Below are 24845 nucleotides of genomic sequence, written 5' to 3'. Positions count from 1 at the left end.
GGTACGGTTTCGCCGATGAGCGACAACGAACACGGCCTGAGCATCGGCAAGGTCGCCCAGGCGACCGGGCTGAGCGTGCACGCGCTGCGGTTCTTCGAGCGCGAGGGGCTGTTCCTGCGGGAGATCCCCCGGTCCGGCGGCGGGCAGCGGATCTACGGGCAGGCCGACGTGGACTGGCTCGCGCTGTGCGACCGGCTGCGCGCCTCCGGCATGCCGATCGCGACGATCCGGCGGTTCGCCGAGCTGGTCCGCCACGGGCCGGGCAACGAGCCCGACCGGCTCGCGCTGCTCCGCGAGCACGAGGAGAACGTACGGGCCAAGATGGACGAACTCGGCGCCTGTCTGGACGTCATCCAGACCAAGGTGGCCGTCTACGAGCGGCATGTGCGCGAGGGAACCGCCGCCGGGGTGTGGTCCCCGACGGCGCCGGACACCCCCTAGGGCACGCGCACGGTGTCCCGTACGACCCGCACCCGGTCCCCCGCCGCCGGATCGGCAGCGATCGCGGGGACGTTGGCCCGCGTCAGCTCGGGGGCGTGTCCCGGCTCGCCGCCCCGGGGCACCGTGCGCACCACCTGGCTGGGCGGCAGTTCCCCGCCGCGCCCCCGCAGGCGCTGCCACATCACATCCAGCGCCTGCTGGTAGTAGTAGCCGAGCGGGACATACCGGTTGTCCAGCCCCGGCGTCTGCGCGTCGCTGTGGTGGGCGTGCGTGACCTCGACGTAGCTGACCGTGGAACTCCCCTGCTGGGCACGCGCGTTGAGTCCCAGATACGGCCGCGAGCTGTGGTTCACGGGCACCCTCGTGTCGTCCCGGCCGTGCACGATGAGCGCCGGTTTGCCGTGCAGATCGCCGCTGCGGCGGGTGGCGTCCAGCCCGGTGGCCAGCCGCCCCGCCCAGCCCCGCCCCTCGCCGCCCGGCTGGGGGAAGGCGAGCCGGTACACGCAGCGCTCGCCGCGCAGGTTGTAGTCGTGACGGCCGTCCGCCCCACGGGACTTGCTGTCGGCGACGGGCCCGCCCGGCGCGTTCTCGTCGATCAGCGCCCCCGGGGCGGGCGCCCGGCCGGAGCTGGTGCCGAAGGCGGCGGCCAGCTCGGAGCGGCGGTAGGGCACCGGGGTGCCGGAGTCGTCGGTCCGCGCCCACCCGTATCCGCACAGCGCGTCGTCCACGGAGGCGCGGGCGTAGCTCATCGCGTACGAGGCCGGGGTCTGCGGATCGTAGTGCGAGAGCTGCAGGTACCCGGACCGCTGCTGGTATCCGGCGCGTACGAGGGCCCGCGCGGCGAGCCGCGGCAGACCGCCCTCCCCCACGCGCTCCGCGTCGCGGCGCGGGATGAGCCGCGGGTCGTCGCCGACCAGCGCCGCGCACCGGCGGCGCGCGGCGGGGACGTCCAGGGTGGCGTAGCCCGGCGCGGAGGGCTCGGTGAGCGCGGCGCACGGCTGGAGCAGCGAGGCCAGGGAGTTGTACCGGATCAGTGGCATTCCCGCCGCGGGGACGGCGTGTCCGCCCTGGCGCACCCGGATGCCGTTCAGCGGGGCGAGGTTCATCTGCGGTTCGGAGGCGACGACGGCGTCGATGAGCCCCGTACGGTCGTCCTCGCCCGCGGCGACGGCCGCGCCGCCGCCGTTGGAGACGCCGGCGGCCAGGACCGTGGTGGTGGCGGCGGTGTAGCCGCCGCGGGGCGCGCCACCGCGCTCGTCGCGGTTGAGGAGGGCGAGCGCGAGCCGCACCGAGCGCAGCACATCGCGGCCCCAGGTGGCCTGCGGATCGGTCCGGGAGTGGGCCATCTTGTACGCCACGCGATACGGGCGCGCGGCGTCGAAGCGGGCCCGCTCGGCGTCGGTCAGCCCGGCGCCGAAGGCACTGCGACTGCCAAGTGCGGTGCGCGGCCCGGTCGTACCGTCGTAGGCCATGACCGTGCCGGAGTGCAGATCGTCGAAGGCCGGGCCCATGCCCTTGTCGGTGTAGGCGACCGCGCACCCGCGGTGCAGCCCCCACGCCCCGGATGTGCCGACCATGCTGTAGACGCCGCCGAGTCCGGTCGCGGGCGCGGCCACCACGCAGGGCCGGGCGCGGTCGAAGGTGTCCGGCACCTGGACGACGAAGCTCACGCTGTCCGCACCGCGCCCCGCCACCGCCCGGTACTCGGTGCCCGCGATCCGGCCGTCGCCGGGCAGCGGGCGGCCCCGGTCGACGCTGGCCCCGTACAGCCGCCCCAGTCCGCCGCCGGACCCGGCCGCCATCCCGGCGGACGCCCAGATCGCCTGGCGGCGCAGTTCGGCGGCGGTGGGCCGGTCGGGGTCGGCGGGGGCGGGCAGCGGGCCGCGCAGCCCGTCGAAGCCGAGCCCGGCGGTGAGCAGATCATCGCCGGTGCCGTCGTAGTGGACGGACGTGAGGTGGTGGAATCCGGGCGGCGGCAGCGCCTCCGCCGCCCCGGCGGCGGGGGTGAGGAGCGCCGCGGTCAGGGTGGCGGTCAGCAGACTCGCGGACGTACGGCGTACGGATGGCATCGCGGAGGCTCCTCCTCGGGGCGGCACGGCACTACGGACGGCGCGCGGGGTCACAGCGGCACCGCGCCCGTCGCCATGGCGACCGCGGTCATCACCAGCGTCGTGCCGAACGCCCAGCGGAAGATGAACCGTTGGTGCTCGCCGAGCTGCACACCGCTCATGCCGAGCAGGATGAACGTCGCGGCGGTGAGCGGGGAGAGCGGGAAGCCGGTGGTCATCTGGCCGAGGACGGCGGCGCGGGCGACCTCGGCGGGGTCGGTGCCGAAGGAGTCGGCGGTTCCGGAGAGCACGGGCAGGATGCCGAAGTAGTAGGCGTCGGGGGTGAAGACGAGGCTGAGCGGCATGCCGGTGACGGCCACCAGCGCGGGCAGATGCCCGCCGAGGCTGTCCGGGATGACCTCGACGATCGCGTGGGCCATCTTCCCGATCATGCCGGTGCCGGTGAGGATGCCGGTGAACACACCGGCGGCGAAGATCATGGTGGTGACGAGGACGACGCTGTTGCCGTGCTTCTCCAGCAGGGCCTGCTGGTCCTCCCAGCGCGGGTGGTTGACCAGCAGCGCGATGGCGAACGCGAGCACGAACAGCACCGGCAGCGGCATGACCTCCAGCACCAGGCCGGTCAGCAGGGCCACGGTGAGAGCCAAGTTGAAGACGGTGAGCGCGGTGCCCGCCCGCGGCGCCACCCGCGGCGTGCCGGGGCCGTCGCCGGTGGCCGGGACCGCCTCCGGTTCGGGCGCGTCCAGGGCGCCCAGGCGGGCGCGTTCGCGGCGGCCGATGGCGTACGAGGCGAGCAGCACCCAGCAGATGCCCGCGGCGAAGGCGGGCAGCAGCGGCGTGATGATGTCGGAGGTCTCCAGCTTGAGGGCGGCGGCGGCCCGTGCGGTCGGCCCGCCCCACGGGATCATGTTCATGACGCCCGCACCGAGCGCGACGACCCCGGCGAGCACCAGGCGGCTCATGCCGAGCCGCCGGTAGACGGGCAGCATGGCGGAGATGGAGATGAGGAAGGTCGAGGCGCCGTCCCCGTCGAGCCCGACGCACATCGTCAGCACCGCGGTGCCGACCGCGATCCGCACCGGGTCGTTCTTCGCGATCCGCAGGATGGCGCGGATCAGCGGCTCGAAGAGACCCGCGTCGATCATCAGGCTGAAGTAGAGCACCGCGAAGGCGATCATGATGCCGGTGGGGGCGACCTGGGACAGCCCGTCGAGCGCCATCGGGCCGAGGTCGTCCCCGTAGCCGCCGATGACCGCGGTGACCACGGGGGTCAGCACGAGGGCGACAAGTACCGAGACCCGTTTGAACATGGTGAGCAGCAGGAAGCCGCCGATCGTGCAGAATCCCAGGGCTGCCAGCATGGCCGCTCGCTTCCTCGTTCCGGTCAGGTGTTGCCGATGAGTGTCGGAGCGGCGAAAGATCCGCGTCCAGCATCGAACACAGATCTATCCATGCGTTCTGCGCAACAGTTCCCCCGGGCGGCGCTCGCGCATACGCTCGCCGACCATGGACGTCACCCTGCGCCAGCTCACGGCGTACTCCGCGGTCGCCCGCGCGGTGAGCTTCACCGCGGCCGCCGCCGAACTGCATGTGTCCCAGTCCTCCCTGAGCCGTGCGGTCGCCGATCTGGAACGCACGCTCGGGATGCGGCTGCTGGAACGCGACACCCGCAACGTCGAACTCACCCCGGCCGGGGCGGAGGCGCTGCGCATCGCCGACCAGATCCTCGCCGCGCACCGGGCGGGCCTGGCCCAGCTGGGCCGCTATGTGGACGGCGAGCGCGGCGCCGTGTCCCTGGCCACCCTCCCCTCGGTGGCGGCCGTTCTCCTGCCCCCGGTCATCTCCGCCTTCCGGGCCCGGCGCCCCGAGATGACCGTACGGCTTCTGGACGGCCTGGAGCGCTCGGTGCTCCAGCGGGTCGTGGACGGCGACGCCGACTTCGCCGTGTCCACGGTCCCCCGCCACCGGGCCACCGGCGGCATACGTCTGCGGCCCCTGGTGCGCGACCGCTTCCACGCGGTGCTCCCCGAACACCATCCGCTCGCCGAACGGGACGAGGTCACCTGGGCGCGGCTCGGCCGCGAACCGTTCCTCGCGGTCGGTACGGACTCCAGCGTCCGCCGCATGACGGACGCCGCCTTCGCCCAGGCGGGCCTGGACGCCGCCCCGGCGGCCGAGGCGTCCAGCGTGGCCACGGTGGGCGGCCTGGTGGCGGCGGGACTCGGCGTCTCCGCCCTCCCCGCCCTGGTCCATCCCCTGATCCCGCCGGGCCCGGTGGTCCGCCGCCCGCTGGTCGCGCCGGTGCTGGAGCGCCGCCTGTACGTGGTGCTCCCGGCACACCGGGCGCTCCCGCCGGGCGCGGGGCGCTTCCTGGAGGAGCTGGAGGCGTTCCGTACGGCGGGCCACCCGCTCCCGGAGGGCGTGGTGTGGGAGGAGGCGGACTGAACACCTGGTGCGTCCGGCCTTGTTCGTTATTGCGACATCCGCATGAATTGATGTTCTTTCAATGCTGGACCCGCATATCCCCCACCCCGCAGCCTGAACCGCATGGACGACCACACCAGCACACGGCAGGGACAGCTCGCGGGGCTCAAGGTGGTGGAGTTCGCCCACGTCGTGGCGGGCCCCCTCGCCGGGGGCATGCTCGCCGACCAGGGCGCCGACGTCGTACACGTCGAGCCGCCCGGCGACGGGGACGCCGCCCGGGCCATGGGCCCGCGCCGGGACGGTGTCCCGCTCTGGTTCAAGGTCGCGGGCCGCAACAAGCGCTCGGTGACGCTCGATCTGCACCATGAGACGGGCCGGGAAGTGGCGCGGGAACTGGTCGCCTGGGCCGATGTCGTGATCGTGACGCTGCGCGCCGGGCGGCTGCGCGCCTGGGGGCTGGACTGGGAGGCCGTCCACGCGCTCAACCCGCGCGCCATCCTGCTCCAGATCTCCGGCTTCGGCGCCACCTCCTCCCGCGCGGACGCCCCCGGCTTCGGCAAGATGGGCGAGGCCCGCAGCGGGGTCGTCCACCTCACCGGCTTCCCCGAAGGCCCGCCCGTGCACACCGGCTTCTCGCACGGCGACGCCGTCACCGGCCTGATGGGGGCGTTCGCGGTGCTCGCCGCGCTGCACCGCCGCAACACCGACCCGGACTTCGACGGCGAGTGGATCGACCTGGCCCTCTTCGAACCCCTCTACCGCCTGGTCGAGTGGCAGATGATCGCGTATGACCAGCTCGGCACCGCCCCCGAGCGGGCGGGCAACCAGCTCGCGGTCGCGCCCGCGGCCGTCATCAACACCTACCGCAGCGCCGACGGCGAATGGCTCACCGTCACCTCCGCCACCACCCGCTCGGTGCGCAACGTGGTCCGGCTGCTCGGCCTGCCCGACGCCGAATTCGCCACCGTCGAGCAGCAGCACGCGGGCCGCGACCGGCTCGATACGGCACTGCGCGAGTGGATCGCCGGGCGCCCCTCGGCCGAGTGCCTGGAGGAGTTCGAGCGCGCCGAGGTGGTGGCCTCCCGCGTCTTCACCGCCGCCGACATCGCGGCCGATCCCGTCTACGCCGAGCGCGAGGACATCATCACCGTCGACGACCCCGACCTCGGCCCGGTCCGGATGCAGGCGGTCATCCCGCACTTCCGCCAGGCTCCCGGCGCGGTGTGGCGCACCGGCCCGGCGCTCGGCCAGGACAACGAGCTGGTCTACGGGCAATGGCTCGGCATCGACGCGGCACGGCTGACGAAGCTGGAGGACGAGGGTGTCATCTGAACCGTGCGCACCGGCCCGGGTCCCCCTGCGCTCCCTGCTGTTCGTCCCGGGCAGCAGAACCCACTGGCTGCCCAAGGCCGAGGCGGCGGGCGCCGACGCCGCGATCCTCGATCTGGAGGACGCGGTCCCCGAGGACGGCAAGGCGGCGGCGCTCGACGCCGTGACCCACGCCATCGACCAGGCGGCGGCGCAGGCCCCCACCGGCCGCATGCGGCTGTTCGTACGCGTCAACTCGCTCGACCGTACGGCGGGCTGGCAAGCCGCCGACGAACTGCGCGCCGTGGCCCGCCCCGGCCTGTACGGCATTGTGCTGCCCAAGGTCGCCCACGCCGACGACGTGACGGCCGCCGACCGGATGCTGGCGTGGTGCGAGCGCCACCACGGGCTGCCCGAGGGCCACTTCGCGCTCGTCCCCCTGCTGGAGACGGCGCGCGGACTGCGCGAGGCGTACGCCATCGGCCGCGCCGCCGACCGCGTCGCCCACCTGGGCGCGCTCACCGGCCCCGGCGGGGACGTCGAGCGCGCCGTCGGCTACCGCTGGAGCCCCGGCGGGGACGAGACGCGCGAACTGCGCGCCCGGGTGCTGCTCGACGCCCGCGCCGCGGACTGCCCCCACCCGGTGGCGGGGCTGTGGACCGACATCGCGGACCTCGACGGGCTGCGCCGGTTCGCCGGGCAGAACCGCGCCCTGGGATATGAGGGGATGGCGGTGATCCACCCCTCCCATGTGCCAGTCGTCAACGAGGCGTTCACCCCCGGGCCCGACGAGCTGGCCCGGTGCGCGCGGCTGATCGCGGCGGTGGAGGAGGCCCAGGCGCGGGGGGCCGGGGCCGTGCGGTTCGAGGGGCGGATGGTGGACGAGGCGATGGCGGCCACGGCCCGCCACACGCTCGCCCGGCGCGCCTAGATCCAAGGGTTCGCCCCCAGGGGCCGCAGCCGTCCCCGGCCAGTGCCGGGAGGTGCCCCCTGGGTGCGGTCGACCGTCCCCAGGGGCACCAGCGTGGCCTGCCCCGCTGCGCACCGGGCCCTCAGTCCAGCACCGTCAGGTCGAGCCGGGCCAGCCGGTCCGGGTCGGCGAGGATGTCGATCGCGACGATCTTCCCTTCCGTGACCGTGAAGCCCAGCACCGAGGCCACCCGGCCCGCGCGGGTCCCGACCACTCCGACGGCGCCGTTGACCAGCGCGGGCCGGGGCACGGCGTCCTCGCCGCCGCTGCGGGCGAAGGTGAGCGCCTGGTCGGCCACCTCCGCCGCGCCGCGCACCTCGCGGAACGCGACCGGGGCTGCGGCGCCGAAGTCGGCGCGCAGCACGACATCCGGGTCGAGCACGGCGACGAGCCGGTCGAAGTCGCCCTCGCGCGCGGCGGCGAGGAAGGCGTCGACCACCGCGCGCTGCCGGGCCAGGTCCGGATCGGGGACGGGCGCCGCGCCCCGGACCCGGCGGCGGGCGCGGCTGGCGAGCTGACGGGCCGCGGCCGGGGTGCGGCCGACGATGGGCGCGATCTCGTCGAACGGCACGCCGAACAGATCGTGCAGGACGAAGGCCAGCCGCTCGGCGGGGCCCAGGGCGTCGAGGACGACCAGCAGGGCGAGGCCGACCGAGTCGGCCAGCAGCGCCTGGTCCTCCGGGTCGACCCCGCCCGTACCGCTGAGGACCAGGTCCGGCACATGCGCCCCGAGGGGTTCTTCCCGCCGTGCGGTGCGCGAGCGCAGCATGTCGAGGCATACGCGGCCGACGACCGTGGTCAGCCAGCCGCCCAGGTTCGTCACCTCGCTGGTGTCGGAGCGGCTGAGCCGCAGCCAGGATTCCTGAACGGCGTCATCGGCCTCGCTGAGCGAGCCGAGCATGCGGTAGGCCACGGCCCGCAGGTGGCCGCGGTGTGCCTCGAAGGTCTCCGCCAGGAACGCGTTTCCGCCCATCGGCCCTCTCTCCTCGTCAGGTGTCATCAGAACACTGACGTACGGGCCACGGCCGATGTGACAGGTCGGGCAGCACGCCCGCGCGGACCGGTGCGTCCGTTCGGCCCCCAGCACTTGACGCGACGCGGCGGCCTCACTACATAACTTGGGAGCGCTCCCAAGTCGTTCACAAGCCAGACATCGTTGTCATGCCCCGGGCAATCCTTCCCGGGCCGACCGCTCCCCACCAGGAGTCGCCCATGCGTACGACCGCCCCCACCGGCGCCGCTCCCCGCATCGTGGCCGCCGTGTTCGCCACCCTCGCCGCCCTGCTGCTGTCCCTGCCCTCCCTCGCGCCACCCGCCCGCGCCGCCACCGCGGCGGGATTACCTGCCGCGAGCGGATTACACGTCGCGGGCGGCAAGCTGGTCGAGGGCAACGGCAGCCCCTTCGTGATGCGCGGCGTCAACCACGCCCACACCTGGTATGCCACCCGGACCACTCAGGCGCTCTCCGACATCAAGGCGCTGGGCGCCAACACCGTGCGGGTGGTGCTGTCCACCGGGGACCGCTGGGCCAAGAACGACACCGCCGACGTGGCGAACGTCGTCGCCCAGTGCAAGCGCAACCGGCTCATCTGCGTGCTCGAAGCCCATGACACCACCGGCTACGGCGAGCAGGGCGGCGCCGTCACCCTCTCCCGCGCCGCCGACTACTGGATCAGTGTGCGCGGCGCCCTGACCGGCCAGGAGAGCTACGTCGTCGTCAACCTCGGCAACGAGCCGTACGGCAACAACAACGCCACCGCGTGGACCGCCGACACCAAGGCCGCCATCCAGAAGCTGCGCACCGCCGGAATCCACCACGCCCTGATGGCCGACGCCCCCAACTGGGGCCAGGACTGGGGCTTCACCATGCGCGACAACGCCGCCTCGGTCCTGGCCGCCGACCCGGACCGCAACACCGTGTTCTCCGTGCACATGTACGGAGTCTTCGACACCGCCGCCGAGGTCAAGGACTACCTCACCCGGTTCGTCAACGCCAAACTCCCGCTGGTCGTAGGCGAGTTCGGCCACAACCACTCCGACGGCAACCCCGACGAGGACGCCATCATGGCCAACGCCCAGGCGCTCGGCGTCGGCTATCTCGGCTGGTCCTGGAGCGGCAACAGCGGCGGTGTCGAATACCTCGACATGGCCACCGGATTCAACGCCGCGGCGCTCACCGGCTGGGGGCAGCGGATCTTCAAGGGTGCGAACGGCATCGGCTCGACGTCCAGGGAAGCCACGGTCTACCGCTCCTAGCGGGTGCCGTGCCCCAGCCCGGAACTCCCCACACGAGAAGGGCTCTCACCACCATGCCCAAGTCCTCCCTGCCCCGCACCGCCGCCGCCCTGCTGGCCGGAGCGCTGCTGCTCGTCACCGCGCCCACCACCGAGGCGGCGGTGGCCGCACCCTCGGCCGTCCACGTCAACCAGCTCGGCTATCTCCCGGACGGCCCCAAACGCGCCACCGTCGTCAGCGCGAGCACCACCGCCCTGCCCTGGCGACTGCGCGACGCCTCCGGCAGGACCGCCGCCTCCGGCACCACCACCGCGGGTGGCGCCGACGCCGCCTCCGGCGACTCCACCCAGCTGGTGGACTTCTCCTCGTACCGGGGAACGGGCACCGGCTACACCCTCGCCGTGGACGGTCGGACCAGCCATCCGTTCGACATCCGCGCGGGCCTGTACGACGGGCTGCGCGCGGACGCGATGTCGTTCTTCTACCAGCAGCGCTCCGGCACCCCCATCGAGGCGCGGCTCGCCGGTGCGGCGTACGCGCGCCCGGCGGGCCACCTCGGTGTCGCGCCCAACACGGGCGACACCAGCGTGCCGTGCCAGCCCGGGGTGTGCGACTACGCGCGGGATGTCCGCGGCGGCTGGTACGACGCCGGTGACCAGGGCAAATACGTGGTCAACGGGGGCATCGCGACCTGGCAGCTGGTGAACTCCTTCGAGCGCGCCAAACGGTCCGGGCACGCCGACGCGCTCGGCGACTCCACCCTGCGCGTGCCCGAGCGGGGCAACAAGGTGCCCGATGTCCTCGACGAGGCGCGCTGGGAGCTGGAGTTCCTGATGCGGATGCAGATCCCGGACGGGAAGCCACTCGCGGGCATGGCCTTCCACAAGATCCATGACGCGGCGTGGACCGGTCTGCCCACCCGCCCCGAACAGGACTCCCAGCCCCGCGAACTCCACCCGCCGTCCACCGCCGCCACCCTCAACCTGGCGGCCGCGGCGGCACAGTGCGCACGGGTCTACGCCCCCTACGACGCGGCCTTCGCCGCCCGCTGCCTCGCCTCCGCCCGCCGCGCCTGGACCGCCGCGAAGGCCCACCCCGACCTGCTCGCACCGGACTCCGACGGCACGGGCGGCGGCGCGTACGGGGACACCCGGGTCGGCGACGAGTTCTACTGGGCGGCCGCCGAGCTGTACGCCACCACCAAGGAGAGCGGCTACCGGGACGCGGTGACCTCCTCGCCCTTCCACACCTCGGACGACGTGTTCACGCCGGGCGGTTTCGCCTGGCCCGACACCGCCGCCCTCGGCCGCATCACCCTGGCCACCGTCCCGAACGGCCTGCCCGCCGCCGACCTCGCCCGCGTCCGCGCCTCGGTGGTGTCCGCCGCCGACGGCTACCTGGCCACCATGAGCCGCCAGGGATACGCCGTCCCCCTGCCCACCGACGCCTACGTCTGGGGCTCCAACGGCCAGGTGGCCAACAACGCGAGCGTCATCGCCCTCGCCTACGAGCTCACCAAGCAGCCCCGCTACCGCGCCGGAGCGCTGGAGGCGCTGGACTACCTCCTCGGCCGCAACGCCCTCGGCCAGTCCTACGTCACCGGCTACGGCGAACACGCCTCGCTCAACGAACACCACCGCTTCTGGGCGCACCAGTACGACGCCACCCTGCCGAACCCGCCCGCGGGCTCCTTCGCGGGCGGCCCGAACGCGGCCCTGCAGGATCCGGTGGCGGAGGAGAAGCTGCGGGGGTGTGCGCCCGCGCGGTGCTACATCGACGACATCGGCTCGTACTCCACCAACGAGGTGGCCATCAACTGGAACGCCCCGCTGGCGTGGCTGGTGGCGTTCGCCGCCGAGCGCTGAGGCATCCGGCTTCCCCGCACGCCCTGGGCTGCCGTACCCGAGGGTACGGCCGCCCGGGGCGGCTCGCCGTCGCGATCAGCGCAGCTGGTCGTACGTCCCGGCCGCGGTGAACGCCTCGTTGATCGGCGCGAGGAGCGAGACGAGGCGGCGGGCACCCTCGTCACCGATCGGCGCCCACAGCGCGGCGCAGTGCTCGTCGGTCTCGACCTCGATCCGCTCACGCGCCTCGGTGCCCGCATCGGTCACGGTGCCATCGGCGTTGAGCCAGCCGCGCGCGACGAGACGTGCCGTCGCCGCGGCCCACTCCTCGTCGTTCCACTGGCGGGTCGAACGCGCGAGCGCCGTCGGGATGCGACCCGTCGCGGACTGTATGACGTTACAGTCGCACGGCCCGAGGTGGTTGGCGGCGAGCACGACGAGATGCGCGTCGCCGCGCCACTCGCGCACCACCGTGACCTGCTGCCACAGCGCGACGAGCGGATCGGCCGGAAGCGCGACCGAGGCGTTCCCGGCCGCCAGCGCCTTGCCCGCGTGGTCGGCACCGGCGACGACCGGATCGATCAGCGACCGCGCCTCCGCGATCTGCTCGTCGGTGAGCTTCACGCCGACGCGCTGTAAGGCACGTTCGGCGCTCGCGAAGCGGGCGGCCTGCCACTGCTCGGGGGAGGCGGCCTCCCACAGGCCCGTCATGGCCTCCACGGACCGCGGGCTGAAGTTGTAGAAGGTCGCGAGTGCGACCTCCCGCGGAACCGCGCCCATCGCGGCCGACCGGAACGCGAAGTACGCCGGACCACGGTCGGTCACGCCGAGCTTGGCCGCCTCCTCCGCGGCCTCGGGGACGAAGTAGATGAACATGTGAGCCGCGCTGATGGCCTGGCTGATCTCGCGAACGGCGTCCATGCCGATGCGGGCGCTGTTGTCGGGGAGTGGCATCGCGGATGTTCTCCTGGTGAGTTGAGAGATCGTTTTCGAATGACGATCTGTCAACGTCGCCTCGTGGAGCGCTTGTTCCCCTCAACCGGCCTCAGCTCGGAAGCTGGGCCTCGATCGCGCCGACGACCTCCGCCGCCTCCGGCTCGGTACGCGGCCGGAACCGTCCGACCACCTCGCCCTGCGGCGAGACCAGGAACTTCTCGAAGTTCCACTGCACATCCCCGGCCTCCCCCGCAGCGTCCGGGGTCCGGGTCAGCTCGACGTACAGCGGATGCCGCTGCTCGCCGTTGACGTCGATCTTCTCCAGCAGCGGGAAGGAGACACCGTACGTGGTCGAGCAGAACGTCTCGATCTCCTCCGCCGTCCCCGGCTCCTGACCCGCGAACTGGTTGCACGGCACCCCCAGCACGGTGAACCCGCGCCCGCCATACCGCTGCTGCAACCGCTCCAGCCCCTCGTACTGCGGCGTCAGCCCACACTTGGACGCCACGTTGACCACCAGCACCGCGGCCCCCTGATGCGCGCCGAGCGTGGTCGGCTCACCGGACAGGGTGTGCAGGGGAATGTCGTACAGACTCATCGCTGATACCACCTTCGTCGTTGGCCGATGCGCCCAATCTATGTGATCGCGGAGCCATGGACCCGGATCACAACTTGACCACGGATCACACACAAACTCTTCACTTTTCAATTACCGCGGTTATGGTCAGCTCCTCGAGTTTCACTCAAGGGGGGACTATGTCCTGGAATAATCACCCAACACCGCCGCCTCCGGGACCGGCACCCAGTCGGCCGAGATGGGCCCGCAAGCGCGTTGCCATACCCGCCGCGGCCGCGCTGCTGTTCGTCGGCATCGGGATGGGCGGGGCGGACGGCGAGGACGCCAAAGCGGCAGGTCAGGCCAGACCCACGCCCACAGTGACGGTCACGGTCACGGCGAAGCCCGCCCAGATCAAGCACAAGGCCGAGCCGACGCCGACCGTCACGGTCACCAGGACCGTCACGGCGAAGCCCAAGCCCAAGCCCAGCGCCACGCCGAAGCCGAAGGTGACGCGGAGCGCCGACACCTCGGCCGACGCGTCGTCGTCGGGGTCGGGGTCGGGGTCCGGGTCGGGAAGTGGATCCGGGAGCGGGTCCGGGGACTCGGACTCCGGGGGTACGGGCGGCGCCGGTAGTGGCGCCACGGCGAAGTGCGAGGACGGGACGCTTTCGTACGCCGCGCACCATCAGGGCGCCTGCTCGCATCACGGCGGGGTCGCCGTCTTCTACCGGTGACACCGCGACGGGGCGCGCCGGTGCGGCGCGCCCCGTGGGGGTTCGAGAGGGTGCTACTCCGGCGGGGTCGGGGTCTCGTGGTTGCGGTACATCGCCTGGATGTCGAGTTCCAGCCGGACCGTGGGGCCGACGACCGCGATGCCGCGGGCGAGCATGTTTCGCCAGTTCAGCGTGTAGTCCTCGCGATGGAGTTCGGCGGTGGCATGGGCCGCGCAGCGCAGTTCCTGCTCGTAGCCGCCGTTGACCGCGCCGAGGTAGGTGGTGTCGAGGGTGACCGAGCGGCTGACCCCGTGCATCGTCAGGGGGCCCTGGAGGCTCCACTTCGGGCCGCTGCGCCAGGTGAAGCGCTGGCTGGCGAAGTGGATGTCGGGGAAGTTCTCGACGTCGAGGAAGTCGGCCGAGCGCAGGTGGTTGTCCCGGGTGTTGTTGCCGGTGGAGATGGAGGAGGCGTCGATGAGGACCTCGACGCGGGAGTCCTCCATGCGCTCGGCCACATGGATGCCGCCACGGAAGCGGGTGAAGCGGCCGTGGACGTTGGCCATGCCGACGTGGCGGGCGATGAAGCGGATGGCGGTATGCGGGGGGTCGAACAGCCAGGTGCCGGGCGGGGGGAGTTCGAGCGCCTGCGAGGGCTGCATCTGGATGCGCTCGGGATCGGCGCATTCGCCCGGCCTGACCTCGGTGGTGAGGCGATGAGGGGTCAGGCCGCTGCCGGTGATGAGTACGGAGTACTCACCCGGCTCCAGCGTGGCGACGAACAGCCCGTGGGGGTCCGTGGTGGCCTTGACCGCCTGCTTGCCCGCGCCGCGGGTCGCGGTGATGGTGACCTCGACGCCGCCCAGCGGCTGGCCGACGGGGTCCAGGACCTCGCAGCTGAAGGCACCGGCGCCGATGGGCATGGGGAGGCGGAGACCCGATCCGCGGTTCGGGCGCTTTGTTCGCATGCGCCGGAGCAGTGCGAGGGGTGTTGCAGTCATCTCTCTAAGGTTTCTCTCGGTAACGGGGTGTCCCCATGATGGAGGGCGCTGGGGGACGGCACTCATCAGGGGTGGTTGTATCGGCCAACGGCCTCGTTCACGCCACTCTCATGAGACGGCGCGCGACAGCACGAGGTCGAAGTCGGCGCGACGGAAGGGGGTGCTGACACCGTAGCGGGTGGCGAGACTGGGGTCGTCGACCAGGGTGAAGTCCTGCACCAGGCTCTCTTTGACGGCGAACACCGCGTCGGACTCCACATAGGGGCTGCCCGCCACGAAGACATGGGTGGTCAGGGTGGCATGGCCGGGGGCCTCGGCGATGACATGGATGTGCGCGGGCCGGTACGGATGCCGCCCGGTGGCGCGCAGCAGGGCGCCGACGGGCCCGTCGGTGGGGATGGGGTACGGGCTCGGTACGCAGGTGCGGAACCAGAAGCGGCCCTCGGTGTCCGCGGTGAACAGCCCGCGCCCGTTGCCCGACGGCTGTACGCCGGGCTGCTGCACATCGTAGAACCCCTGGTCGTTGGCCTGCCAGATGTCGAGGACGGCGCCGGGCAGCGGGGTGCCGTCGGTGTCGGTCACCCGGCCGCTGACGACGCAGGGCTCGCCGGTGCCCACGAGGTCGATGGTGTCACCGAGTTCGCGGTGCGGCGATCCGGTCAGGTGAAAGGGGCCGAGAACGGTCGGTTCGGTGGCTCCCTCCGCCCCGCGCCCGTTGATCGTCTCGACCAGCATGGAGATCCCGAGCACATCGGAGAGCAGGATGAACTCCTGCCGGGTGTCGGTGCAGTGGTGTCCGGTCTCGGTGAGAAAGTCGATCGCCGCCTCCCATTCCTCCGGAGTGGGCTCGGTCTCGCGCACGAAGTTGTGCAGATGGCGGGTCAGGGAGGTGAGGAGTGTGTGCAGTCGCGGGTCGGGGGTGGCGGCGAAGCTGTCGGTGACGGCTTCGGTGGCGGTGTCCTCGGTGAAGTCGGTGGCCATGCCTCTCCCCTTCCCGTCGATTCCCCTTCGCTTCGTACAGCGAGTGTGCCGCGTGCCGTCAGTCGGCCGCCTCGGCCTCCTCGGGCGCCGGGGGCACATGTCCGAGGATCTGCCTCAGCGCGCCGGTCAGCAAGACCGCGGCGTCCGGTGAGGCCGTGGCGTGGCGGAAGCCGATGTAGTTGTCGGGGCGGGCCAGCAGCGCGCCACCGTCCCCGGTTTCGCGCAGTCCCGCCCAGTCGCCGTACGGATCCTCGTAACTCTGGCCGGGCCCGATGACGACGGTGGCGAGCTCGATGCCCAGCTCGCGGCGCGCCGCCTCGGCCGCCTGCCGCCAGCAGTCCCCGCCGATGCCGGTGAAGAGGGTGAACCGGCCCCGGCCGCCGAGGTCGAGGGTCGAGAGGCGGTCGCGGCCACGGGTGACCCAGGCGTGCGGCAGCTTGGCGCCGGGCCTGGTGGAGGGCTGGTGGTACAGCTCCGGGTCGCGGGCGAAGCCGGGGTCGGGGGTGCCGTCGGGGACGACGGCGGCCGAGGCGTACCGCTGGTTCATCTCCACGCCGTGCGCGTTGAACTCGTACACCTTGGCGGCGATGGCCTCGCGCAGCCGCTGCCGCTGCTTCTCGGCCTCGGCGGTGGCGTCCTTGCGGGCGGCGACGTTGCGCCACATCTGCTCGGGGTCGGCGGTGGACAGCACGTTCAGCGCCTCGAAGACCGGCGCGGTCTCGCCGATGCTCTTGTTGGCGCGTTCGACGGTCTGCCGTCCGACCGGGGCCCGCTCGGCGGAGTAGCTGTCCAGGAGGGCGGGCGCGGCGGTGCCGTCGAGGACGTGGCGGAGTTTCCAGGCGAGGTTGTACGCGTCCTGGACGGAGGTGTTGGAGCCGAGGCCGTTGGACGGCGGGTGGCGGTGGACGGCGTCGCCCGCGCACAGCACCCGCCGGTCGGTGTAGGTCTCGGCGTACAGGTGGTTGACGGTCCACGCCGAGGTCGAGGTGATAAGGACCGGGATCTCGTCGTCGCCGAGCAGCCGCCGCACCACGGACAGCGCGAACTCCTCGGTGAGGTCCGGCGGACCGGCCTCCAGGTCGTACCCCCACACCACCATCCACTCGGTCCAGGGCCGTACGCAGCGCACCAGCCCGGCGCCGATGCCGCCGACGGTGGCGCCGGGGGCGAGCACCCAGTAGAGGGTGGAGGGGCGGTGGGCGGTGAGGGCGGTCAGGTCGGCCTCGAAGACGATGTTGAGGCTGCCCGCGACGCCCATCCGCCCGACGGTGGGCAGACCGGCGTTCTCGGCGACGCGGCTGCGCCCGCCGTCCGCGCCGACCAGGTAGCGGGCCCGGATGCGGTAGGCGTCGCCGCGCAGCCGGTCCCGTACGGTCGCGGTCACGCCCTCGGCGTCCTGCTCGTGTGCGAGGTATTCGGTGTCGAAGCGCAGCGCGGTGCCCCGGGCGACGGCGGCGTCCACCAGGACGGGCTCCATGAGGTGCTGCGGCATGTCGCACATGGGGCTGGGACCGGCCAGTTCGTGTTCGGCCTGTACACGCGGATCGTTGCCCCAGGAGCGCAGCCGCCCCAGTTCCTCGCCCGCGAGGCTGGTGCAGAAGACGGTGTTGCCCATGAGGTGCTGCGGAGTGGCCAGGGCCCGCACCGGTTCCTCGACGCCGAGGTCGCGCAGCACCTCCATGGTGCGCTGGTTGGTGATGTGCGCGCGGGGCGTGTCCGCGAGGCGTCCGTACCGGGTGACCATGATGTTGGGCACGCCGTAGGTGCTCAGGGCGAGCGCCGTCGTGGCTCCGGCGGGGCCGCTGCCGACCACCAGGACGTCGGTCTCGACGGTGTCCACGTGCGTAGGGCTCCTCTCCGCGCGGCCGGTCCCCACGACCGGCCAAGTGTTGATGATCTTGATCCAGGAGGGGGCGGCGGAGGTGTCTCAATACGAGACACCCGGGCCGTATACGGTGAGGTTTTTGTGACGAGCATCGACGACACCCCGGCCGCCCAGGCCCTCGCCCCGGTACGGCGGGCCCGTGAGCGGTTCCTCGACGGGCTGCCGCCGGGCGAGGACATCCCCGACGAGCTGGCCGAGGCGTGGCGGCGGGCCCGTTTCCTCGGCGTACGGCGGGATCTGACGCCGCCGCCCGCGCCCGTACCCGCGCACTCCCCGCTGCTGGCCGCCGCGCTCCCGGCGCTCGACCGCGTCCTGCCCACGCTGTCCGGCGGCGACACGGCGCTGATGCTCGCCGACTCCCGCTGCCGGGTGCTGTGGTCGGGTGGCGGCGGCCCGGCACCCCGGACGGGCCGCGATCTGTCCGAACGGGCGGTGGGGCACAACAGCGCGGTGCTCGCGCTGCGCCGGGGGCGCCGGGCGGAGGTGCACGGCCCGGAACACGTACTGGACGTATGGCAGGAGCTGTCGGCGGTCAGCGTCCCGGTGTACGAGCCGGGGGCGGGCCGCCCGGCCGGGACCGTCACGGCGCTGGCCCCGGTACGCGAGGACCGCGCGCCCCATCCGGGCGCGGCGCTCGCCGAGGCCGTCGCGCTCGCGGTCGAATCGGAGCTGCTGAGCCGGTCGCGGCCGCCGGAGCGGCTGCTGCTGGACGCGTATCTGCGCCAGGCGCCGGAGGGGCGCGCGGTGGTGGCGCTCGACGGCAGGAGCCGCATCGTCAGCTCCGGGGCGGCGCGGCTGCTGTCGGACGAGACGCTGACCCGGCTGGAGCGCCGGGCCACGGCGCTGCTGCGGGACGCGGGAGCGGCGGACGGGCGGCAGCCGCAGGAGTTCCCGGTGCCGGACGGGGACGGGCTCGTCGTCCGTATGACACCGGTCGTAGGCGGGGACGGGCACGAGGGCGAGGTCATCGGCGCGGTGGCCGTGGCGGTGGCCCGCCCGGCCCCCGCTGCCGGTCCGGCGCGTACGGCCCATACGGCGCGTACCGCGCGTACGGCGGGGCAGAGCGGCGGCCGGGAGCGGCTGCCGGGGCTGGCCGGTACGTCGGGGCCATGGCGGGTGGCCGTCGCACGGGCGACCGAGCTGGCCCGGACCGCGGAGCCGCTGCTGCTGACCGGGGAGGCGGGCGTCGGCAAGTCCTCGCTCGCCCGCGCCCTGTTCGCCTGGCGCGGCGCCACCGCGCCGCTGGTGGTCGACGCCGCCGAGGGCGCGCCCGGTGTCGTACCGCGCTGGTGTCACGCCCTGACGGAGGGCGCGGAGAGGGCGGAGAGCGCCGAGAGGGCGGAGAGCGCGGAGGGGGACGGCGTGCCGCCGCTGCTCCTGCTCCACGCCGAGCGGCTGGACCAGCCCGAGGTCGCCGCGCTGCTCTCGCTGCTGGCGCGGCGACCCGAGGTGCCGCTGACGGCGACCCACACCCCGGGTACCCGGGTCGGCCCGTGCCTGCGGCGGCTGCTGGACCTGCTCACGGCCCGTTCCGTGGCCGTGCCGCCGCTGCGCGAGCGCGTCGAGGACATCCCCGTACTGCTGCCGGGGCTCGCCGGGCGCCCCTCCCCCGGCCGCCCGCCGCTGTCGTGGAGCCTGGACGCGCGCCGGGCCCTGGAACAGCACAGCTGGCCGGGCAATGTGGCCGAACTGTCCCAGGTGGTACGGGAGGTGGCCGAGCACCGCCGGGCCACCGGGCCGGTGCGGCGCGGGGAACTGCCGCCGGACCTGCGGGTGCCACCGGCCGCGCGGCGGCTCAGCGGGATGGAACGGGCCGAGCGCACCGCGATCCTGGAGGCGCTGCGCCGCCACGGCGGCAACAAGGCCCGCGCGGCCGAGTCCCTGGGGATCGCCCGGGCCACCCTGTACCGCAAACTGCGCGCGCTGGGCGCGGACCAGCCCTAGCCCCGGGGAGCGCGCAATGCCTGCGAGAGCGCGCTCATGGTGATGTCGGTGACCGTGTGGAGCTGCTTCCGACTCGCCCCGGCCCTGCTCATCACGGCCAGTGACTGGTTGACCGCCGCGATGTGAACGGCGAAGTCGTCGGCGTCGCTGTCGGACAACTTCGCGGCGGTCAAGGCGGCCCGCAGCCGCGCACGCTGAAAGCCCAGAGCTTCGACCGCGCGCGTGGCGATGTCGGGGCTCAGTACGGGTATCGCCATCGCGGTTTGGGCGATCAGGCATCCGTCCGGCAGGCCGGGGTCGGCGATGCGCTTCAGCGTGACGTCGAAGAACGCCCGTACTGCCCGCAGCGGCTCGTCGGACGCACCGGAAAGGGCCTGGTCGTACCTGTCTCCGTACCGCGTGGTGTAGCGGTCCAGGCAACGCGAATACAGCGAGTCCTTGTCGCCGAGTGAGGAGTAGATGGAACTGCGGTTCAGTCCGGTCGCCCTGGAGAGGTCGTCGAGGGAGGTGTCGGCGTATCCGGCTCGCCAGAACTGGACCATCGCCGCATCGAGCGCAGTGTCCACATCGAACTGCTTCTTCCCGGCCATCGCGCACGCACCTCGTCCTTGAGCTTGAGCCAAGCCGTTGTGGCCCTGCCCATCATATCTTGAACTGAATAGTTCAAGATGCGTTAGGCTCGACGCATGACAGACGCCGCAACCGCCGCGAACCGCTCTTCGGGCCGGAACCCAATCTCCGCGTTGCCGCTGCACGACCTCGCGGGCTTCACTCACCGCTGGGTCGACGCGGACGGCATCCGGCTGCATGCCGTGGAAGGCGGCCGGCCGACCGGCCCTACCGTCGTCCTGCTCGCCGGATTCCCGCAGACCTGGTGGGCTTGGCGCAGAGCGGCGCCGGGCCTTGCCGAGCGATTCCACGTGATCGCGATCGACCTGCCAGGGCAAGGCCACTCCGACCGCCCCCCAGGCAGCTACGACACTCACACCGTCGCTTCGCGCGTCCAGGCCGCGGTGACCGCGCTCAACGTGTCGAAGTACTGGCTCGTCGCCCACGACATCGGGGCCTGGGTCGCCTTCTCGCTGGCCCTGAAGTACGAAGAGCGCCTGCACGGTGTCGCTCTGCTCGACGCGGGCATTCCCGGCATCAGCCTCCCGGACGCCATCCCCACGGATCCCGACCGGGCCTGGAAGACCTGGCACTTCGCGTTCCACCTGGTGCCAGATCTTCCCGAGACACTGCTCGCCGGTCGCGAGCGTGACTACATCGACTGGTTCCTGAAGGCCAAAACACTGTCCCCGGACACGTTCGACAGTGCCGAGATCGACCATTACGCCGCCGCCGTCGCCGCGGAGGGCGGTCTCCGGGCGTCTCTCTCCTACTACCGCGACGCCGCGGAATCAGCGCGCAGGAACCATGACGCTCTGGGACGACAGCACGTGACCGTCCCGGTCCTGGGAATCTCCAGCTCCCACGGCTCGATCCCCGACATGGCCGCTTCCCTCAGCCCCTGGGCGGACAGGGCGACCGGTGTCGTCATCCCGCGTTCCGGACACTTCATTCCCGACGAGCAACCCGCCGCGGTGGTGGACGCGTTGACCGCGTTCATCGCTCACGAGCGTGTCGGGTAGCGCAAGCCTCCCCCTCATGGCCGGCGTGCGGGTCAGCAGTTGTCGCCCACCGCGTCGATCTTCGAGCCGAACCGTCCGCTGTAGTTGCTGGCGTAGTCGCCCCTGCGGACCGAGTGGCATTCCTTGCCCGTGGCCCAGTCGATGAAGGCGCCGGTCCTGTTGGCCCGGAAGGAACCGACGTGGTTGGTGAACCGACTGGGCAGGTCCACATAGCCGCCCCGCCACGTGTACAGCTCGCCCGTCCCGTCCTGGAACCGCCACAGGCAGATCGCGTTGCTCGCGCACGCGGGCAGCGCCTGGGCCGGTACGGAGGGGCCCAGCGTGGTCACGGCGACTGTCCCGGCAACCAGCGCGAAGCGCGCGAAGCGTGTGTTCATCCCGTCCTCCTTGACGCGGAAGCCAATTTCCCGATTGTCCAGCGCGGAAGAGACGGCGGACAGAGAGGTCTTGTGTTCGACGTAAGGTTTCGCCACGGTCGTGTTCATGTCGTTCAAGGGGGAACCATGGGGGCTGGCGACACCGGGGGCACGGGGCGGGCGGACGTCGTCGTCCTGACCGCGCTGGAGATCGAGTACCGGGCCGTACGGGCGCATCTGGACGATCCGCGCCCCGTCCGGGCGGAGCGCGGATCCCTGTTCGAGACGGGCGTCTTCCGCGCCGGGCCCGGGTCCGGCGGACAGCGGGTGGCGATCCATATGACGGGACCGGGAAACCCGGGCGCGGCGGCGCTGGTCGAGCGGGCGGCGGCGCTCTTCGCGCCGCGGGCCGTGCTGTTCGTCGGGGTGGCGGGCGGCGTCAAGGACGTCGCGCTCGGCGATGTGGTGGCCGCCGACGCGGTGTACGACTACGAGACCGGCAAGGACACCGAGTCCGGGTTCCGTCCCCGGCAGAAGACCCATCAGCCCGCCTACGGACTGGTGCAGCTGGCCCGTAACCTCGCCGCGGCCGACGACTGGCAGCGGCGGATCCTGCCCGGCGGGGGCTCGCCGGGACCCCGCGTCCATGTCAAACCGATCGCGGCGGGCGGCCGGGTCGTGGGGCACGAACGCTCCGACGTCGGGCTCCGGCTCGCGGCCGTCGCCGGGGACGCGGTCGCGGTGGACATGGAGGGTTTCGGCTTCCTCGCGGGCGCGTACGTCAACCAGCACCTCGACGCGCTGGTGATCCGGGGCATCTCCGATCTGCTGGGCGACAAGGGCGAGGCGCACGACGAGCGCTGGCAGCCGGTCGCCTCCCGGCACGCTGCCGCCTTCGCCTTCGAACTGATCGGGCGGCTCCCCGGCGCGGAGGCGGCGCCAGGCTCGCCCGGCGCGTCCGCCCGGCGCCGCCGCAAGCTCACCCTTCACGAACTCGGCGGCCTCGCTGACCTGTTGCTGGAGGTCCCCGGCCTGTCCTCCCCCGCCCGCTGGCAGCAGCTGCTCGACGAGCTGCCCACCGTCGGCACCGCGGTCGGCAGGCAGTCGGCGAGCCGCGCGGAGGCCCTGGCGCTGCTGCGCACCTGCGAGGCGCACCGGGCCCTGGGCGAGCTGGTGTCCGTACTGGACGTGCTGGCCCCCGACGCCCCGGCGGCGGCCGAACTCGCCCGTCGCGTGGCGGAACTGGGCCTGGGCTGACCGGGCCGCCCTGGGGCGGGAAGGGTGTCGCCGGGGGCGTGCGGGGCATACAAGTTGTCCGGAGCCCGCGCGGGCGGCGCTTTGCCTGTGGCAGGGTCTCCGGCGGGATCATCGGCGGCGGGGACCGGTGATACGGGTACGGGGGAGGCACGGCATGGCGGCCATGCGGGAAGGCGGCCTCAGATCGGTCCACCATTTGGTGTCGGCTTTGAAGGAGTTCCGCTGTCTGACGGATCCGGATTCGCGCGCACTGTGTCTGGATCTGGTCGCGATGGAAATGGAGTTGGCGTCCGTCCCGGTGCGCGGCCACCGCGTCACCGACTACTTCCTGGTGGAGCTGGCCCGGGAGTGTCTGGAGAACGTGCGGATGATGCGCGCGCTACGCGCGTCACTCGCGGTGCTGGCGCCGGGCACGGACGCGATGGACCGCCTCGATTCGGTCGTGGAGGAGATGACGGCCCGGCCGGTGCTTCCGGTACCGGCCGCCGGTGGGCTGCGGTCGCTGCTGGAGGAGCTGGAGTTCGGGCACTTGGGCCAGTTGTGCCGGGCCGCGGCGGGTCCGCTCCAGGACGTGCCCGCGGTCACCGGCCCCTGGCACGCCTTCGAGGCTCTGAGCCGGATGAACGCGCGCCCGGACGGGCTGCCGCCGGGGCTCGCCCTGGTGGAGTATCTGGCGGCGTCGGCCCCGCCGCTGCGGCGGGCCGACGCGCTGCGGGCGTGGGCCGACGAGCAGGCGCGGGAGCTGGACCTGACCTCGCAGCTGAGATCGCTGCGCCAGCAGGTGGGGCATGCCGCCCCGGCCGAGCCGGACGAGGCGTATCTGGTGATCCGGCTGCTGCCGCAGGAGGAACCGGGCCGTTACGAGCTGTCGTCCTGGCACAGTTACGACCCGAGCGGCTGGCATCCGGCCCGCGGCCCGGTCGTCCAGGTCACCTCCGCCACCGCCGAACGGGCCGTGCAGGAGCTGGTGTACGCGGCGGAGGAGGAGTGGAAGGACGCCCGGTGCATCCATCTGGAGTTCCTGCTCGGCCCCGACGACCTGAATCTGCCGGTGCATCTGTGGCGCAAGGAGCTGGACAGCACGATGGCCACGCCGCTGTGCATGGACTATCCGGTGGTGGTGCGCAGCCTGGAGCGGAGCCGGACCAGACGCTGGCACCGCCCGTGGAACCAGCGGTGGCAGCTCTTCACCGGACGGCCCGAACTCGCCCGGCAGCTCGTCGTCGAGGGCCAGGATCCGGACAGTCCGCGCTCCGGGGATCCGGCCGCGCTGCTGGCCCGGCTCCAGGCGGATCCGCACGTCGTCTCGCTGATCCTGCACTCGCCGCCCGGCGGCGCCGGTGAGGGTTCGTACGAGGCGCTGGCGGCCTGGCGGGCGGGAATTCCGCTGGTGGCATGGGATCGCCGGGCCACCCGGGATCCGGCGTTCGTCCAGTACTTGAGACAGAAACCGGACGAGGCCAGCGGAGACCTGGCACGGCTCCGCGAAGCCGTGACAAAGTTACGTCTGGACGCCCATACGATCGACTCCGCGGAGCGGGAGCATCACCCGGGGCAGCATGTGGTGCTCGTCTGGGACGACCCGACCCGTCCCGTGGAGACGCAGGGACGCATGACGGGGCCGGACGAGGGGTTGGGCAGTCGATGAGCGACGCAGAGCCTGCACGGCGGCACAACGGACACATCCCGGGCGGCGAAGGCTCCGCCTCCGGTCCCCTGCCGTCCGGCATACCGCGCCCCTGGTGGATCTACCAGGGCACCGGGCGCCCGCTGCACGACGTCAGCCTGGAGGACATCCTTCCGCCCCCGCCGCCCTGGCGCACCTTCGGCGGGGTCTCCGCCTCGCCGGTGGACGGCTACGGCCCTGACGGCGCCGACGGCGCGTTATCCGACCCGGACGAGCCGCCGACCGAGCCCCCGGCGCCGCCGGAGGACGCCCAGGACGCCGCGCGCCGGCTCGGCGCGACCCCGCTCGGCCTGCGGTCGGAGGCCGAGGAGGCGGACGTGGTGAACGCCGCGCTCCTCCTGCGGCGCCCGCTGCTGGTGACGGGCCGCCCGGGGACGGGCAAGTCGACGCTGGCGTACCGCATCAGCCGGGAGCTGGGCCTGGGCCGGGTGCTGCGCTGGCCGATCACCACGCGTTCCACCCTGAGGTCCGGTCTCTACGGCTACGATGCCGTCGGCCGTGTGCACGCCGCGGCGGCCGGACAGGCGGCTGAGGAGGACGGACACGAACCCGGACCGGAGGACATCGGCGACTTCCTCCAACTCGGCCCGCTGGGCACGGCGAT

21 protein-coding genes and 2 pseudogenes are annotated in these 24845 nt (G+C 72.7%); 12 read left to right on the top strand and 11 right to left on the bottom strand.

The window, feature by feature from the left end; translation table 11 throughout:
- Positions 1-15 precede the first annotated feature (15 nt).
- A complete protein-coding gene (locus ACZ59A_RS24485; protein WP_470961935.1) occupies positions 16-441 on the top strand; it encodes a MerR family transcriptional regulator in 426 nt (141 codons plus the stop codon).
- Here the strand turns inward: ACZ59A_RS24485 and ACZ59A_RS24480 are convergent.
- Positions 438-2510 carry a 3-hydroxybutyrate oligomer hydrolase family protein gene (locus ACZ59A_RS24480; protein WP_470961932.1) on the bottom strand — a complete coding sequence of 691 codons (2073 nt, stop codon included), beginning with the start codon at positions 2508-2510 and terminating at the stop codon, positions 438-440. The genes ACZ59A_RS24485 and ACZ59A_RS24480 overlap by 4 nt on opposite strands.
- 50 nt (positions 2511-2560) lie before the next feature.
- The gene (locus tag ACZ59A_RS24475) at positions 2561-3871 is read right to left on the bottom strand and encodes a CitMHS family transporter (protein WP_470961929.1); all 1311 of its coding nucleotides are present in this window, start codon (positions 3869-3871) and stop codon (positions 2561-2563) included.
- 145 nt (positions 3872-4016) lie between these two features.
- On the opposite strand from ACZ59A_RS24475, the gene ACZ59A_RS24470 reads away from it, so the two are divergent.
- The 3 genes from ACZ59A_RS24470 (at position 4017) to ACZ59A_RS24460 (ending at position 7176) form a co-directional block, all read left to right on the top strand.
- A complete protein-coding gene (locus tag ACZ59A_RS24470) occupies positions 4017-4955 on the top strand; it encodes a LysR family transcriptional regulator (protein ID WP_470961926.1) in 939 nt (312 codons plus the stop codon).
- Between the two features lie 102 nt (positions 4956-5057).
- Complete coding sequence (locus tag ACZ59A_RS24465; protein WP_470961923.1) at positions 5058-6269, top strand: CaiB/BaiF CoA transferase family protein; 1212 nt, start codon at positions 5058-5060, stop codon at positions 6267-6269.
- Complete coding sequence (locus ACZ59A_RS24460; protein WP_470961920.1) at positions 6259-7176, top strand: HpcH/HpaI aldolase/citrate lyase family protein; 918 nt, start codon at positions 6259-6261, stop codon at positions 7174-7176. Before ACZ59A_RS24465 ends, ACZ59A_RS24460 begins: the two co-directional genes overlap by 11 nt.
- Positions 7177-7297: 121 nt before the next feature.
- Here ACZ59A_RS24460 and sigJ read toward each other — a convergent pair whose 3' ends face one another.
- Positions 7298-8188, bottom strand: a complete 891-nt coding sequence (sigJ, locus tag ACZ59A_RS24455) for an RNA polymerase sigma factor SigJ (protein WP_470961917.1) — start codon at positions 8186-8188, stop codon at positions 7298-7300.
- Positions 8189-8427: 239 nt separating this feature from the next.
- Here sigJ and ACZ59A_RS24450 point away from each other — a divergent pair, with 239 nt between their 5' ends.
- Together ACZ59A_RS24450 and ACZ59A_RS24445 are read left to right on the top strand one after the other, a co-directional pair.
- Positions 8428-9471: a glycoside hydrolase family 5 protein gene (locus ACZ59A_RS24450; RefSeq protein ID WP_470961914.1), complete on the top strand. Its 1044-nt coding sequence runs from the start codon at positions 8428-8430 to the stop codon at positions 9469-9471.
- A 53-nt stretch (positions 9472-9524) separates the two neighbouring features.
- Entirely contained in the window at positions 9525-11315 is a 1791-nt protein-coding gene (locus ACZ59A_RS24445; protein ID WP_470961911.1) for a glycoside hydrolase family 9 protein, read from the top strand.
- Positions 11316-11390: 75 nt separating this feature from the next.
- On the opposite strand, the gene ACZ59A_RS24440 is transcribed toward ACZ59A_RS24445, so the two are convergent.
- From ACZ59A_RS24440 to ACZ59A_RS24430, 3 genes are all read right to left on the bottom strand, one after another.
- Positions 11391-12248, bottom strand: coding sequence for an SCO6745 family protein (locus ACZ59A_RS24440; RefSeq protein WP_470961908.1), 858 nt, complete (start codon positions 12246-12248; stop codon positions 11391-11393).
- 91 nt (positions 12249-12339) lie between these two features.
- The gene (locus tag ACZ59A_RS24435; protein WP_470961905.1) at positions 12340-12828 is read right to left on the bottom strand and encodes a glutathione peroxidase; all 489 of its coding nucleotides are present in this window, start codon (positions 12826-12828) and stop codon (positions 12340-12342) included.
- 316 nt (positions 12829-13144) lie between these two features.
- Entirely contained in the window at positions 13145-13432 is a 288-nt protein-coding gene (locus ACZ59A_RS24430; protein ID WP_470963173.1) for a hypothetical protein, read from the bottom strand.
- Positions 13433-13463: 31 nt separating this feature from the next.
- On the opposite strand from ACZ59A_RS24430, the pseudogene ACZ59A_RS24425 reads away from it, so the two are divergent.
- Positions 13464-13523, top strand: a pseudogene (locus ACZ59A_RS24425) (DUF3761 domain-containing protein); the annotation flags it as partial.
- 53 nt (positions 13524-13576) lie between these two features.
- Here the strand turns inward: ACZ59A_RS24425 and ACZ59A_RS24420 are convergent.
- From ACZ59A_RS24420 to ACZ59A_RS24410, 3 genes are all read right to left on the bottom strand, one after another.
- Positions 13577-14500 carry a YceI family protein gene (locus ACZ59A_RS24420; protein WP_470961902.1) on the bottom strand — a complete coding sequence of 308 codons (924 nt, stop codon included), beginning with the start codon at positions 14498-14500 and terminating at the stop codon, positions 13577-13579.
- Positions 14501-14608: 108 nt separating this feature from the next.
- Positions 14609-15481 carry a dioxygenase family protein gene (locus ACZ59A_RS24415; protein WP_470961899.1) on the bottom strand — a complete coding sequence of 291 codons (873 nt, stop codon included), beginning with the start codon at positions 15479-15481 and terminating at the stop codon, positions 14609-14611.
- A 58-nt stretch (positions 15482-15539) separates the two neighbouring features.
- Entirely contained in the window at positions 15540-17321 is a 1782-nt protein-coding gene (locus ACZ59A_RS24410) for an FAD-dependent oxidoreductase (protein WP_470961896.1), read from the bottom strand.
- A 126-nt stretch (positions 17322-17447) separates the two neighbouring features.
- Between ACZ59A_RS24410 and ACZ59A_RS24405 the strand changes: the two genes are divergently transcribed.
- The gene (locus tag ACZ59A_RS24405) at positions 17448-19310 is read left to right on the top strand and encodes a helix-turn-helix domain-containing protein (protein WP_470961893.1); all 1863 of its coding nucleotides are present in this window, start codon (positions 17448-17450) and stop codon (positions 19308-19310) included.
- Here ACZ59A_RS24405 and ACZ59A_RS24400 read toward each other — a convergent pair.
- On the bottom strand, positions 19307-19900 hold the full coding sequence (locus ACZ59A_RS24400; protein ID WP_470961890.1) for a TetR/AcrR family transcriptional regulator: 594 nt from the start codon (positions 19898-19900) through the stop codon (positions 19307-19309). The genes ACZ59A_RS24405 and ACZ59A_RS24400 overlap by 4 nt on opposite strands.
- Before the next feature lie 96 nt (positions 19901-19996).
- On the opposite strand from ACZ59A_RS24400, the gene ACZ59A_RS24395 reads away from it, so the two are divergent.
- Positions 19997-20941, top strand: a complete 945-nt coding sequence (locus tag ACZ59A_RS24395; protein WP_470961887.1) for an alpha/beta fold hydrolase — start codon at positions 19997-19999, stop codon at positions 20939-20941.
- A gap of 32 nt (positions 20942-20973) precedes the next feature.
- Here ACZ59A_RS24395 and ACZ59A_RS24390 read toward each other — a convergent pair whose 3' ends face one another.
- On the bottom strand, positions 20974-21318 hold the full coding sequence (locus ACZ59A_RS24390) for a hypothetical protein (RefSeq protein ID WP_470961884.1): 345 nt from the start codon (positions 21316-21318) through the stop codon (positions 20974-20976).
- Positions 21319-21444: 126 nt separating this feature from the next.
- On the opposite strand from ACZ59A_RS24390, the gene ACZ59A_RS24385 reads away from it, so the two are divergent.
- The 3 genes and pseudogenes from ACZ59A_RS24385 to ACZ59A_RS24375 all read left to right on the top strand — a co-directional run.
- Positions 21445-22554, top strand: coding sequence for a phosphorylase family protein (locus tag ACZ59A_RS24385; RefSeq protein WP_470961881.1), 1110 nt, complete (start codon positions 21445-21447; stop codon positions 22552-22554).
- 154 nt (positions 22555-22708) lie between these two features.
- Positions 22709-24202 (top strand): VMAP-C domain-containing protein, encoded by a 1494-nt coding sequence (locus tag ACZ59A_RS24380; RefSeq protein WP_470961878.1) that lies wholly within the window; start codon positions 22709-22711, stop codon positions 24200-24202.
- Positions 24199-24845: pseudogene (locus ACZ59A_RS24375) on the top strand (MoxR family ATPase); the annotation flags it as partial. The gene ACZ59A_RS24380 and the pseudogene ACZ59A_RS24375, both read left to right, overlap by 4 nt.

Source organism: Streptomyces sp. NPDC040405, from assembly GCF_055595765.1.
This window is presented reverse-complemented; position numbering and strand designations above follow the sequence as displayed.